General features: G+C 29.6%; 14 protein-coding genes, 2 tRNA genes and 1 other RNA gene. 11 read left to right on the forward strand and 6 right to left on the reverse strand.

Annotated features, from left to right (window positions below):
• The first annotated feature begins 74 nt into the window (after positions 1-74).
• The gene (gene nadD / locus EPJ79_RS07170) at positions 75-653 is read left to right on the forward strand and encodes a nicotinate (nicotinamide) nucleotide adenylyltransferase (protein WP_147525998.1); all 579 of its coding nucleotides are present in this window, start codon (positions 75-77) and stop codon (positions 651-653) included.
• A gap of 2 nt (positions 654-655) precedes the next feature.
• Here nadD and EPJ79_RS07175 read toward each other — a convergent pair whose 3' ends face one another.
• The gene (locus tag EPJ79_RS07175) at positions 656-1,213 is read right to left on the reverse strand and encodes a hypothetical protein (RefSeq protein WP_147738976.1); all 558 of its coding nucleotides are present in this window, start codon (positions 1,211-1,213) and stop codon (positions 656-658) included.
• A 135-nt stretch (positions 1,214-1,348) separates the two neighbouring features.
• Entirely contained in the window at positions 1,349-1,906 is a 558-nt protein-coding gene (locus EPJ79_RS07180; protein ID WP_147738977.1) for a hypothetical protein, read from the reverse strand.
• A gap of 391 nt (positions 1,907-2,297) precedes the next feature.
• Here EPJ79_RS07180 and gyrB point away from each other — a divergent pair, with 391 nt between their 5' ends.
• The 5 genes from gyrB to EPJ79_RS07205 all read left to right on the forward strand — a co-directional run bounded on the left by gyrB (position 2,298) and on the right by EPJ79_RS07205 (position 7,791).
• Complete coding sequence (gene gyrB, locus EPJ79_RS07185; protein ID WP_147738978.1) at positions 2,298-4,211, forward strand: DNA topoisomerase (ATP-hydrolyzing) subunit B; 1,914 nt, start codon at positions 2,298-2,300, stop codon at positions 4,209-4,211.
• A 69-nt stretch (positions 4,212-4,280) separates the two neighbouring features.
• A complete protein-coding gene (locus tag EPJ79_RS07190) occupies positions 4,281-5,261 on the forward strand; it encodes an NAD(P)-binding domain-containing protein (protein ID WP_147738979.1) in 981 nt (326 codons plus the stop codon).
• Between the two features lie 26 nt (positions 5,262-5,287).
• Entirely contained in the window at positions 5,288-5,557 is a 270-nt protein-coding gene (locus EPJ79_RS07195) for an FmdB family zinc ribbon protein (protein WP_147738980.1), read from the forward strand.
• 2 nt (positions 5,558-5,559) lie between these two features.
• Positions 5,560-6,591, forward strand: coding sequence for a dual-specificity RNA methyltransferase RlmN (gene rlmN, locus EPJ79_RS07200; protein WP_147531588.1), 1,032 nt, complete (start codon positions 5,560-5,562; stop codon positions 6,589-6,591).
• 84 nt (positions 6,592-6,675) lie between these two features.
• Complete coding sequence (locus EPJ79_RS07205; protein ID WP_147738981.1) at positions 6,676-7,791, forward strand: M23 family metallopeptidase; 1,116 nt, start codon at positions 6,676-6,678, stop codon at positions 7,789-7,791.
• Positions 7,792-8,210: 419 nt separating this feature from the next.
• On the opposite strand, the gene dapF is transcribed toward EPJ79_RS07205, so the two are convergent.
• The 3 genes from dapF to rdgB form a co-directional block, all read right to left on the reverse strand.
• The gene (gene dapF, locus EPJ79_RS07210; protein WP_147738982.1) at positions 8,211-9,059 is read right to left on the reverse strand and encodes a diaminopimelate epimerase; all 849 of its coding nucleotides are present in this window, start codon (positions 9,057-9,059) and stop codon (positions 8,211-8,213) included.
• A gap of 101 nt (positions 9,060-9,160) precedes the next feature.
• Positions 9,161-10,120 (reverse strand): ABC transporter ATP-binding protein, encoded by a 960-nt coding sequence (locus tag EPJ79_RS07215; protein WP_147530834.1) that lies wholly within the window; start codon positions 10,118-10,120, stop codon positions 9,161-9,163.
• Positions 10,121-10,165: 45 nt separating this feature from the next.
• The gene (rdgB, locus tag EPJ79_RS07220) at positions 10,166-10,750 is read right to left on the reverse strand and encodes an RdgB/HAM1 family non-canonical purine NTP pyrophosphatase (RefSeq protein ID WP_147738983.1); all 585 of its coding nucleotides are present in this window, start codon (positions 10,748-10,750) and stop codon (positions 10,166-10,168) included.
• A 158-nt stretch (positions 10,751-10,908) separates the two neighbouring features.
• Here rdgB and EPJ79_RS07225 point away from each other — a divergent pair.
• The 5 genes from EPJ79_RS07225 to EPJ79_RS07245 all read left to right on the forward strand — a co-directional run bounded on the left by EPJ79_RS07225 (position 10,909) and on the right by EPJ79_RS07245 (position 13,266).
• A tRNA-Arg gene (locus tag EPJ79_RS07225) sits at positions 10,909-10,982 on the forward strand.
• A 3-nt stretch (positions 10,983-10,985) separates the two neighbouring features.
• Positions 10,986-11,070, forward strand: a tRNA-Ser gene (locus EPJ79_RS07230).
• 38 nt (positions 11,071-11,108) lie between these two features.
• An RNA gene (gene ffs / locus EPJ79_RS07235) (signal recognition particle sRNA small type) lies at positions 11,109-11,203 on the forward strand.
• Between the two features lie 213 nt (positions 11,204-11,416).
• The gene (locus EPJ79_RS07240) at positions 11,417-12,328 is read left to right on the forward strand and encodes a glycosyltransferase (protein WP_147738984.1); all 912 of its coding nucleotides are present in this window, start codon (positions 11,417-11,419) and stop codon (positions 12,326-12,328) included.
• Between the two features lie 2 nt (positions 12,329-12,330).
• The gene (locus EPJ79_RS07245; RefSeq protein ID WP_147738985.1) at positions 12,331-13,266 is read left to right on the forward strand and encodes a nucleotide-diphospho-sugar transferase; all 936 of its coding nucleotides are present in this window, start codon (positions 12,331-12,333) and stop codon (positions 13,264-13,266) included.
• A gap of 45 nt (positions 13,267-13,311) precedes the next feature.
• Here the strand turns inward: EPJ79_RS07245 and EPJ79_RS07250 are convergent, their stop codons facing one another.
• A complete protein-coding gene (locus EPJ79_RS07250; protein ID WP_147738986.1) occupies positions 13,312-13,812 on the reverse strand; it encodes a hypothetical protein in 501 nt (166 codons plus the stop codon).
• Position 13,813 lies beyond the last annotated feature (1 nt).

The raw sequence follows: 13,813 nt of genomic DNA on the forward strand, positions 1-13,813 counted from the left end.
AAATTTCTTAATTACTTATTGAAAAATAAATTATAAAACTCTAAAATATGTATAAATTAAGATGGATTTTTATAATGAAAATAGCGATGTTAGGAGGAGCTTTTGACCCTCCGCATTTAGGACATTTAATTTTAGCCGATACAGTTATTAAAGAATTAAATTATAATAAAGTTTTATTTATTCCAAGTAAAATTCCTCCTCATAAAAATATAAGCGGCGAGGCTTCAAACGAAGATAGATTAAATATGGTAAAATTATCTATAGAGGAAGACAAAAGATTTTTAATTGACGATTACGAATTAAAAAGCGAAGGAATTTCTTATTCTATAAAAACTTTAAATTATTTATATCAAAATTATAATATTGACGAAAAAATCGCATTGATTATAGGCGCAGATTTAATAAAAGATTTTCACAAATGGCGAGAACCTGAAAAACTTTCAAAACTTGCAAATATAATTGCCGTTAATAGAGAAGATAATAATTTATATAAAGAAAATATAGAAAAATATAATATCAAAATCATAATCGCTCCAAGAATTGATATCTCTTCAACTTTAATAAGGGAGAGAATAAAAGAAAATAAAGCTTTTAGATATTTTTTAAAAGATAAAGTTTATAATTATATTATTTCAAATAAATTATACTTATAATATTAAAACCAATATCTAAAACCAAAATCGCCCGAAAATCTAAAGAAAGATGCAAATGTCCAACCCGTATAACTTGGATACCAACCGAAAGTTCCAAATCCTCTGCTTCCTATCGATATGAGGCTTAAACCAGGAGCTATTTGAAGAAAAATTTCCCAATCTCTATCGACTATAAAAGAAACTCCGACAGGCATTCTAAATGCAATTCCTATATTCCAATATTTTTTTCCAAACTCAGTTATTGCTTCGAGTCCAGGTCCTAAATATAATCTAATATCCGATTTGCCTAAATCTCCTAATCTTGTGGTAAATCCCCACCAATCGGCGCTTACGCTTAAACCAAACCATGCCCAGCCTTGCGATGCTATTCCTATATTAAAAAAACCGCCAAACATAAAAGGTATTCCTTCAAATTTTCCCGTAAAACCTAATGAAGCCTGACTCGGAAAACTAAATCTAATAAAAAAACCAGCGGCGCTTCCCGATGGATAATCTGCTAAAAGTTTATTAGTAGATATTGAAATTATAATAATAAAAACGAATATGATTATTTTTTTCAATTTTTAATTCCTTTTTAATTTTTTATTTCTAAAATTATTTTTTATATTATATATTATCAACTATTATAAAAAAAGCCCCGTTATAAAACGAGACTCTTTATAGTTTTCTAATTAACAAGTAGAAAAAAATGAAAATTAGAACCAATATCTAAATCCGAATTCTCCTCCAAAGCCTAATAATCCAGGCAACCAGAATCCTCCGCCTTTTCCGATATGCGCGCCAAAGACATAAAATCCAGAATTTCCAACGGCTACAACATTTACAGTCGGAGCAATTTCTATAAATATTTCCCAATTTTTCTTAACGATAAACGAGAAACCTACAGGCATCCTTAAACCTGCGGTTAAAAACCAATATCCGCCGCTACCGAAGTCCACTGTAAAAGCTCCTCCAGGTCCAAGATATACCCAAGCGTCAGAATCTCCAGCGGGTCCAAAATTATGTTTGAAGCCCCACCAATCGGCAGTGAAACCTACTCCGAAATAACCAACTCCGAATCGAACCGTTCCTCCGAACATTACTGGCACTTTACTAGATTGTCCAGTCACTCCTATAGCTCCTCCAACTGGCCAACCTCCCATGAGCATTGCTCCAACAGCGTCTCCATCTGGAAAAGCCGCTTGAGCTTTTGTAGGGGCAGCTATTATTAATACTACCGCTACAGAAATAGATAATATGATTCTCTTAAACATATTATTCTCCTTTTTGTTTATTTTTTTGTTATTTAATTTTTAGAATAACAATTAATTATAAAATGTCAACTACTTATAGGGCGATTTATTAGTTAATATTAGTAATTTTTAATAATTTCATATTCGGGGGGGGGGGGGTAAATACTACATTTCATACATATTTAAGAGAATTTACAATTTTAAAAAATTAAAAAAACATATTTTTATAGCGTTTATATTTTAAAACCTATTCTAAAATTAAATAAAAAATTTATTATATTCGCAATGATTTTATATTAACATAATTTATTTTATAATATTTATATCGTTTATATTTGAAATATTATTAAAATAGTTATATAATATATCAAATTAAAATTTATAAATTATAAAAATACAGAGAGAAATAAATATGGCTACTGCAGAAAAAAATTATAGTTCAAAAAATATTCAAGTCTTGGAAGGATTAGAACCCGTTAGAACTCGCCCTGGTATGTATATAGGTTCTACTGGTTCGGCTGGTTTGCATCATTTAGTTTACGAAGTTGTTGATAATAGTATTGACGAAGCTATGGCTGGATACTGTAAAAATATAACTGTTACAATAAAAAAAGATAATATAATCGAAGTGCAAGACGATGGAAGAGGAATTCCCGTTGACTTGCATCCAAAATTAAAAGTTTCCGCTTTAGAAGTAGTTATGACAAAATTGCATGCTGGCGGTAAATTCGACAATGAAACTTATAAAGTGTCGGGCGGTTTGCATGGAGTGGGAGTTTCCGTAGTCAACGCTTTAAGCTCCGAATTGATAGCCGAAGTTAGTAAAGACGGAAAATTATATAAACAGATATATCATAAAGGAGTTCCCGAAGCGCCCGTTAAAGAAGTTGGCAAAAGTTCAAAAAACGGAACTAAAGTGACATTTAAAGCGGACGATGAAATTTTTGAAACGACAGAATACGATTATAAAATTCTTGCAAATAGATTAAGAGAGCTTGCTTTTCTAAACAGAGGAATAAGAATAACGCTTATCGATAAAAGAGAATCAAAAACCGTAAGCAATGAATTTTATTACGAAGGCGGAATTGAGATGTTTATCGCTCATTTAAATGAAAATAAAAAATTATTGCATGATAAACCTATTTATTTGCATAAAACGGAAGATAAAACTGATATTGAAGTTTCTATGCAATATGTTGACGCTTATAACGAAAATATTTTTACATATTGTAATAATATAAATACAACGGAAGGCGGAACTCATTTAGTCGGTTTTAGAACCGCTTTAACTAGAATCTATACAGATTTTGCAAAAAAACTTGAACTTGATAAAAAAAATAAAGTGACATTTATGGGCGAAGATACGCGTGAAGGACTCGTTGCCGTAGTTTCTGTAAAAATTCCAAATCCTCAATTTGAAGGACAGACAAAAACGAAATTAGGAAATACGGAAGTAAGAGCGATTACGGAAAAATTGGTATTTGAAGGATTAAACGATTATTTTTCGCAAAATCCGAAAGTAATTAAAGTTATACTTGAAAAAATAATATCCGCCGCTCAAGCTAGAGAAGCTGCAAGAAAGGCGCGAGATTTAGCAAGAAGAAAAAACGCATTGGAAAGCGATTCTTTACCTGGAAAACTTGCCGATTGTTCCGAGCAGGAAGTCGATAAATGCGAAGTTTATTTAGTTGAAGGAGATTCCGCTGGAGGCACGGCTAAAGGCGGACGCGATAGACATTTTCAAGCAATTCTGCCTTTAAGAGGAAAAGTATTAAATGTTGAAAAAGCGCGACTCGATAAAATTATAGATAATGAAAGTTTAAAACCTATAATAGCGGCGCTTGGTTGCGGAGTCGGTTCTTCATTCGATATATCAAGAATAAGATACGGAAGAGTAATTATAATGGCTGATGCGGATATTGACGGTTCGCATATAAGAACTTTACTTTTAACTTTCTTTTTTAGATATATGCGTCCTTTGATAGATTTGGGACATATATTTATTGCCGTTCCTCCTCTTTATAAAATAAGTTTTGATAAAAAGAATTTTACCTACGCTTATTCGGATGAACAGAGAGATAAAATACTTGAAGAAAATAAAGGCAAAAATTCTGATATACAGAGATATAAAGGTTTGGGAGAGATGAATGCCGACCAATTATGGGATACGACAATGAATCCTGAAACGAGACTAATGTATCAAGTTTTAACCGAAGACGCCGAAAAAGCGGACCAATTATTTACAATGCTTATGGGAGATGAGGTTAAACCAAGAAGAGATTTTATAGAAGCTAATGCAAAATATGTAAAAAATTTGGATGTTTAATTTTTACATATAAAAAAAATTTTAATTATAAATGTTATTATTTTAAATTTTTTAAGGAGATAATTAAAAATGGAAAATAAATTAGAAAACGAATATGATTTAATTATAGTCGGAGCGGGACCTGCGGGAATAGCGGCGTCCGTTGAAGCTGCAATACTTCAAATGAAAAAAGTTCTTCTGCTTGAAAAAGGCGATAATCATTCTACAACGATTAGAAAATTCTATAAAGACGATAAGAGAGTTGACAAAGATTATAAAGGCGAGAGAATCGATTTGAGCGGAAATATAAAATTTGAAACGGCGACAAAAGGTGATGTTTTAGATTTATTCAGCGAATGCGTATTTGGGCATTATATAGACGCTTTTTTTAATACGGAAGTTGAATCGATAAATAAAAACGGAGAATATTTTGAAGTGTTAACCGTAAATAACGATAAATATATTTCAAAATATGTGATAATTTCAATAGGAAAAATGGGCAGACCGAATAAACCCGATTATCCTATTCCGCCAAGTTTAAATGCGGTTGTAAATTTTAATATTTATAAATGCAAAGAAAATGAAAAAGTTTTGGTTGTTGGAGGAGGAAATTCCGCGGTAGAATACGCTTATCTTTTAGGAAAAGATAACGAAGTTACAATAAGTTATAGAAAAAGCGAATTTACTCGTCCTAACGAAAAGAATTTAGAAACTATAAAAGAAGATATTTCAAACGGAAAAGTAAAAGCTAAATTGGGAGTCGATATAAGTTCGATTGCAGACGAAGGCGGAAAAATTTTAGTTAATTTCTCAGACGGAACGAATGATAAATTTGATAGAGTTATTTACGCTCTTGGCGGAGTCGCTCCGATAGATTTCTTAAAAAAATGCTCTATAGATTTGGATGAAAGCGGAGTTCCTATAGTGAGAAATATTCATGAAAGCTCCGTTGATAATTTATATATAGCGGGAGATATATTATATAAATCTGGCGGTTCGATTGCAAAAGCCTTAAATGCGGGATTTGATATAGTTAAGCATGTAAAAAGTTTAATGGATAATGGTAAATAAATTTTATAGGAGATGAGGATTAAATTATGCCGACTTATGAATATAAATGTCAAAAATGCTCAAACGAATTTGAAGAATTTCAATCAATAACAGCCGAAGCAAAAGCAAAATGTCCGAAATGCGGCGGAAAAGCAAAAAGAATGATTTCGTTAAATAGCGGAATAATTTTTAAAGGCAAAGGTTTTTATGTAACCGATTATAAGAATAATAAAAATTCCAATAATAAAGAAATTAAAAGTTGCTCAAAATCTGAAACTTGCGCAGATTCAAAATGTCCCGCTGCAAAAACTAAATAATTATGGCTAAAAAAATATCTATAATGAATCTTTCGGAAGACGATTTATCAAAATTCTGCGAAGAAAATAATTTTCCAAAATTTCATTCGTCTCAAATATTAAATTGGATATATAAAAAATACGCCATAACTTTTGAAGAGATGAGCGATATTCCAAAAAGTTTAAGAGTCTCGCTTGAAGAAAATTATTTTATTCATAATTCAAAAGTCGAAACTATGACGGAAGACGAATACGGAACTAAAAAATTATTAATATCTCTATATGACAAAAAAAAAATAGAATCCGTAATTTTAGGTAAAAACGACAGAATCACATTTTGTTTATCCTCTCAAGTCGGCTGCGGATACGGTTGCGCTTTTTGTTCTACGGGAGCTATGGGACTTTCAAGAAATTTGACGGCGGATGAAATATTGGCGGAATTTATATTAATGAGAGCGATAACGAAAAAAGTTAATTCTATTGTTTTTATGGGAATGGGAGAGCCTTTGGCAAATACGAAAAATTTATTCAAGGCTATAGAAACTATAAACTCTTATAAAGGATTTAATTTAGGAATAAGACATATTACAATATCGACTTCGGGCGAGATTGTCGGAATAAAACAATTAATAGAAAAAGATTTAGATTGCAGGCTTGCGGTTTCTTTGCATTCTTTAAAAAATGAAGTTAGAGATAAAATAATGCCAATCAATAAAAAATATCCTATAGAAAATTTAATTTCAATCTTAAAAAGATATAGCAAAAACGGAAAAAGAATGATAACTTTTGAATGGGTGCTTATGAAAGATATTAACGATTCGGTAAATGACGCTTATAGAATAGTCAACTTAAAAAAAGAATTTCCTTTTAAAGTTAATATAATACCAATGAATCCCGTAGAGCATGCTCCCGAACTTAAAAAACCTAATAAAGATATTATTTTAAGATTTAAATCGATATTAAAAGATAATGGCGTGGAAGTTATAGAAAGATTTAAACAAGGACAAGATATACTCGCAGGATGCGGACAACTTGCTATAAAAGACGATAATTAAAAAACTAATTATTTAATCTATAAATTCCGATATATAAAAATAACAATATTCAATTATAAGATTTCAGTTAAAGTTGATTTATATATGGAGAAAAGAAAAATAAAATATACAAAGATTCGTAGAAAAAAAAGAATATTTTCAAACGGTTTAACATTTAGTCTTATAGGAAATTTTTCAATAGGAATAATCTCTTTTGCAATTTTTATTTTTCTTGCAAATTTTATAATACTTGGAGTTCATATATCTTCAAGTATGGAATTAGAAGAAACCGATTCTATAGAAAATCGTTTATCTGAAATGAATCCCGAAACAAATAATTTATTAGAAGATAATTTATATAATAATATTCCGACTGTGACATCCGATGCGAATGCAATCGAAAAATCTTCGGGCATTTTCTACGATTATTTAATTTCAGACGAAAGTTTAGGCAGCGATGGAATAATAGGCATGAAATATGAAGAATATACTATTGAAAACGGAGATAATTTAACCGTAATATCTAAAAAAATCGGCGTTAATTTGGATACTTTAGTAAGCGTTAATAAAATAAGCAACGCGAATAAATTGCGTCCAGGAGAAAAAATTATTATACCAAATAGAAACGGTTTATTATACACGATAAATAAAGGCGATAGTTTGGAAGGAATTATTGATAAATACGAAATGCAATTAGACAAAGTTTTAACTTTCAATAAAATAAGCGATATAAATAATATAAATGTCGGAGATGAAATATTTTTACCTGGCGCAAAATATACTTTGGAAGAGCGAATAGATAAATTCGGACAGATGTTTAGCTTGCCTACTAAAGTAACGAGAATAAGCAGTTTATTCGGTTATAGAGTTCATCCGATAACGAAAGCAAGAACAAAACATATGGGAGTCGATATTCCTGGAAGTTTAGATACTCCGATTTACGCATCAAGAAGCGGAAAGGTAATATTTGCAGGATATAGCGGAGGATATGGAAATTTGGTTATAGTTCGTCATGATAAAGGTTATACGACTTATTATGGACATTTAAATAAAATAACTACAAGAGTCGGAGCTAAAGTCGGACAGGGAACTATGATAGGAAAGATGGGAAGCACGGGAAATTCAACGGGATGCCATTTGCATTTTGAAGTTAGAAGAAACGGCATAGCTTTAAATCCTGTAGATTTTATATCGATAGCGAAATTCATAAGAAAGAGATAATTATTTTCTTATTTATTTAAATGTCAAAAAGAAGCAAAAACAAATTTGATTAGTATTTTATAGCTTAATATTTATGTGATTGTATATTTATTTTAAATTTTTTTACTTTGCAATAGGAGTTTCACTCCATTAAATATAGAATATAAAAATTTTATTTAATTTTTGCCATTTTGAGTTATGTTGACTACAAATTAACTTTGCAATTATCAGATTTAAAATCTATTGATAATTTTGTTAAAGAATTAAAATAAAATCTATTATGATTGTAAATAAAAAAGAAGCGACTTAAATTAAAAGCAGCTTCCTTTGTTCATTCATCATCAATCGATTTATGATAAAATAATTTTAATCTTTAAGTCATAGTAAAAAATTATCCAATCATGGCTTTTTTATATTTAATTTTTTATTTATAACTTTTATTATAATTTTACTTTTCCCTCAAAAGAATATCTAGCCTCTCCTCGCATAAAAACTTTTCCATCTCTATATTCAAGTATTAAATCGCCTCCTAAAAGATGATTTAAAATTTTGCTTTCAGTTCTTTTACTTATAAATCCCGCAACGCAAACGGCGGACGCTCCCGTTCCACAAGCCAAAGTCTCTCCGCTTCCTCTCTCCCAAGTTCTCTGTTTCACTTCGCCTCTATTTATTATTTCCACAAATTCTACATTTGTTCTATTTGGAAAAATTGAATTATTTTCAATTAATTTTCCGATTGTGCTTATATCAATATTTTCTAAATCTTTTACGAATATCACGGCATGAGGATTTCCCATAGAAACTGCAGTAAATAAATATTCTTTTCCGTTTATTTTTATCGCTTCGTCAATTATTGGATTTTTATTTATTGTAGTTGGAATTTTTAATCCTTCCAAAATAGGACTGTCCATATTTATTTCAACCGTATCGACTTCTTCGTCTTTTATAAATAATTTTGCTTCAAGTATTCCTCTTAAAGTTTCTATTTTTAAAGGATTATTTTTACTTATATTTTTATCGTAAGTATATTTTGCAACGCATCTTATTCCGTTTCCGCACATTTCGCTTTCAGAACCGTCATAGTTAAACATTCGCATTTTAACATCCGCTTTATCGCTCGGCATTATTAAAATTATTCCGTCAGCTCCTATTGAAAAATGTCTATCGCTTAAAATTGGAGAAAACTTTTTTGCATCTTCAACGGTAAAATTTTCTTTGAAACAATCTATATAAATATAATCGTTTCCTATTCCATGCATTTTTGTAAATGATAAAATTCTGTTTGTCATAAAAGCGTCCGTTAATTTAGAATAATTTACTTTATAACAGAATTTTTGATTTGTCAATAAATGAAAATAATACTTATATTTTAATAAATCTAAAATAAAAATTAATTAACCAAATGACAAGCGCAATAATGCCCTTTTGAAATTTCTTTAATTTCAGGTTCTTCGTCTTTGCATTTTTCTATTCTTTCTTTGCATCTTTCGTAAAATAAACATCCCGTAGGCGGATTTAATAAATCGGGAGGAACTCCTTCTATAAAGTCCAATTTTCCTACAGATTTATTTAATCTTGGAGTAGCCGCAAGCAGTCTTTTAGTATAAGGATGCAAAGGTTTTTGATATATATCTTTATTGTCCGCTAATTCCATAATTTTACCGCCATACATTACGCAAACTCTATCCGCAATTTCCGCCTCCAAAGACAAATCATGAGTTATAAATATAAAAGATAAATCAAATTCTTTTTTTAATTTTTTTAATAAATTTATTATTTGAGCTTGAACGATTACATCTAAAGCCGTAGTAGGTTCGTCCAAAATCACAAGTTTAGGCTTAAGAAATAACGCGGCGGCAATAACCGCTCTCTGTTTCATGCCGCCTGAAAGTTCATGAGGATATCTATTTGCAATGTTTGAATGAAGTCCGACATAACCTAAATATTCTTCAATTAATTTTAACGCTTCCGTTTTATCCATTTCGATATGTCTGTTTAAAGTTTCAAGCATCTGTTTTCCGATTGTATAAACGGGAGTTAGAGAATTCATAGCGCCTTGAAAAACCATAGATATTTTTACCCATCTTATATTTTTTCTTATATATTCTTCTTTTAAGTCAATAATATTTTCGCCGTCAATTATAATTTTTCCGCTTTCGTATTTTCCAGGAATTGAAGGCATGCCGAGTAAAGAAGTTCCGAGACTAGTTTTACCGCATCCCGATTCTCCGACTATTCCTAAAGTTTCGCTTGTCTTTATATTAAAACTTATATCGTTTATAGCCTTAACTTCTCCGCTTGAAGTATGATAATACATTTTTAAATTTTCTACTTTTAATAAATCGCTCATATTTTTTATTATTCTATTTTTTAATTATTATGTTGATTATATAAATTAATAATTATAAATGCAAGATAATATTTCTTTCATTTTCGACATTGCAATAAATCTATGGCTTATAGAATTTTTTTTATCTAAAGGCATTTCGGCAAAAGTTATATCAAATCCGTTTGGCATAAATATTGGGTCGTATCCAAAACCTTCAAATCCTCTTGGGCTTTCAATTATTTTTCCTTCAACTTTTCCTTCCGCTACTATATAATATTTTTCGTTTAATACGCATGCGGCGGAAGTTATAAAATAAGCGCTTCTATCTTTTTTGTCTTTAAGTTCGTCTAAAATAATTTGCATTTTTTCTTTATAGCTTAAATTTTCTCCTCCGTATCTTGCCGAATATATTCCTGGATTTCCTCCAAGCGAATTAATACAAAGTCCCGAATCGTCCGCTAAAGAAGGAATTTTTGTAAAGTTATAAACAGCTTTCGCCTTTATCAAAGAATTCTGTATAAAAGTTTTTCCGTCTTCAAGTATTTCGGGAATTTCTTTAGGCATAGCCGATATTTTCGTTTCTTTAAAAATTGCTTCAATTTCAATTAATTTATGTTTATTTGCCGTAGCTATAATTAATTTATCAATCATTAAAATCTCCTTATAGTTTATAAAATAAATATATGTTATTATATATTATATTGCATATATTTTTAATCTAAACGCTTTAATGAAATATGTTTTTTATTAAATATTTATTAATATTTGCAAAAAAAGAGTAATTATGTTATATTGTATAAAATGTTTATGTGCCTATAGCTCAATTGGATAGAGCGTCAGATTGCGGTTCTGGAGGTTGGAAGTTCAAGTCTTCTTAGGCACGGTTGGAGAGATGTCCGAGCGGTTGAAGGAGCGCGATTGGAAGTCGCGTATATGTAACAGTATCGTGGGTTCGAATCCCACTCTCTCCGTTAAGCGATAAACAATAATAAATATTTTATATCTCTTATAATGGGCTTCTGCGGCAATTCCTGATGAATCCGCCAGGTTCGGAAGGAAGCAACGGTAAGTCAATCGAATTGGGCGCCAGTTTGCCTATTATAAGGGGCCTTTTTAATTTAAAATGCTTGATAAAATTTTTAAAATAATATAAAATAATTTGCAAATGACAATATTTAATTGTATTATTAATAAATTAAACTTGAGAATTCGCAAGCCAAGCCAAGCCAAGCCAAGCGATAACTTTAAAATTTTTCATTTCCCTGCATTCTTTTCAGGGCATTTTGCTATTGCATTTTTTGCGAAGGAGCATAATTTATGAAAAAGAAAATTGCCTTACTATTATGCTCGACAGGAAACGAAGCCTTTGCAGTTGGAAATGTTATTATCGGCGCGAAAAAATATTTATTTCAAAATTTGAGCGCCGAAGATTACGATATAATATTTTTAACAGACAAACTTGAAGGCAAAGACGAAAACGCTCTTAAAAATATTTTTCCAAGAATAATAATTAAAATATATAAATCGCCTTTTTCAAAAGAAATGTTAAACTTGAGAGAATTAAATCATTTTAGCAGTTTTACTTACGCTCGTTTTGAGGCTTTCAATTTGCTCGAAAAATACGAAAAAGTATTTTATGTCGACACGGATATTGTTATACAAAAAGATATGTCTTATATTTTTGATTTAGATTTTGAATTATATGCAACTTTATCGCAAACTCCAATTTGTCAAACTACTCAAAATAAAGAGAGTATAAAATTAATAAAGAAAAATAATAATTATAATATAAATATATTATCTTTTTATGACGGGAATATAATAATATCTGATAAAATAAATTATCAAGGTATGACAAAATGGCTATATGATAAATCAGAAGAATATAAAACTAACGATTTGGTAGTTTTAAATCTGTTAGTTCAAGAATTTAGTATTAAGATATTAGACGCTGGAGAAACATTTTGTTGTTTTCCAAATTCTAAAAATGCTTCTAATTCTCATATAATTCATGCAATCGGACCTGCGAAATTTTGGAGAGGAACTTACAATAAAGAATGGGAAGAAAATAATAAAATATGGATAGAAGCGGGCGGAAATATCACTTACGAAGAAAACGCTAAAAAGCGAAAACAAATAGATAAAATAGTTTGGTTTATTCCAACTTTCAAATTGCGAGATAAAGTAAGAAGATATTTATTAAAGAAAATCGGATTAACGGGGAGATAATTATGTTTGAAACGGCTATACTTTTTATAATTTTCAAAAGAAAAGAAACCGCGTTAAAAGTTTTAGAAATTATAAAACAAGTTAAACCTAAATATTTGTATATAGCGGCGGACGGTTGGAGAGACGAAAATGAAAAAATAAAATGTTTGGAAACGAGAGAAGCGGTTTTAAAAGCTATAAATTTTGAATGTAAAATTAAAACATTATTTAGAGATAAAAATTTAGGTTGTTGCGATGGAGTAGCGGGAGCTATACAATGGTTTTTTGAAAATGTCGAACAAGGAATAATTTTAGAGGACGATTGTTTAGCGGAAATTTCATTTTTTGATTACTGTGAAAAACTTTTAAATTATTATAAAGACAACGAAAGAATAATGCATATTACGGGCGATTCTCCTTTAGACAGAAAAGTCGGCGAAGCGAGTTATTATTTTGCGACAATTCAGCATTGTTGGGGTTGGGCGAGTTGGAGACGAGCTTGGAAATATTACGATTCTACAATGAAAACTATAAGTTTTAAAGATACGAAGAAAACTTTGAAGAGACGATATAAAGATTTTAATATAAGAGATTATTGGAAAAATTGGTTTTATAGAACGGGCGATATAAACACTTGGGATTATCAATGGACTTACTGCATAATTTCAAAAGACGGAATATGCATAAATCCAAATTTAAATATGGTTTCAAATATAGGTTTTGGAGCGGATTCCACGCATACCTCAAACTCCGAAGATGAAAACGCTAACAGAAAAACTTATCCAATGGATACTGAAAATATTATTCATCCTTCAAAAATAGAATGCGATAGAGAAGCCGATTTTGAAATAGCGATTAAAAGATTCGGTTTAATTCCTTTTTCGTTAAAACATAATTTAAGCAGAGAGATTAAGAGAATTATTAGACAGATTGGGGATTTATTTAAAAGTAAAGCTTGATAAATATTTTCTTAATATACAATTTTAATAAAAAATTATTATAATTTACATCATATGATTATTAATATTTAGATTTATATATTGATACCCATATATATGTAAATTTTTTATAATATTTATTGACTTATTAAACATATTTAATATAAAATTTAATACGGATAAAATAATATAAAATAATATTAAGAATACAAAAAGCATTAACGAACTACAAGCCATGAATTTAATATAATTAGATATAATATTATCTAATAGTTTATCATCTGTTGTATCGTTGTTATTATTAATTAGTCCGTTTTTTTTAGCCATAAAAAAACCTATTATATGTTCTAATATAGAAAAATTATCAGATATATCTATTAATATGTCTATATTTTTTATGTATCTCTTTTTATCTCTTTTATTTATAAGCGTATCATTGCTAATATATTCCCTTTTAGAAATTAAATATCTTATGCCAATCTGTATAAATATATTTTTCCACACTATAGAAAACATATATATTATAAATAAAATAAATATCATATATACAAATACTTTTGTAATCATA

The organism is Brachyspira aalborgi, from assembly GCF_008016455.1.
GTDB classification, from domain to species: Bacteria; Spirochaetota; Brachyspiria; order Brachyspirales; family Brachyspiraceae; genus Brachyspira; species Brachyspira aalborgi.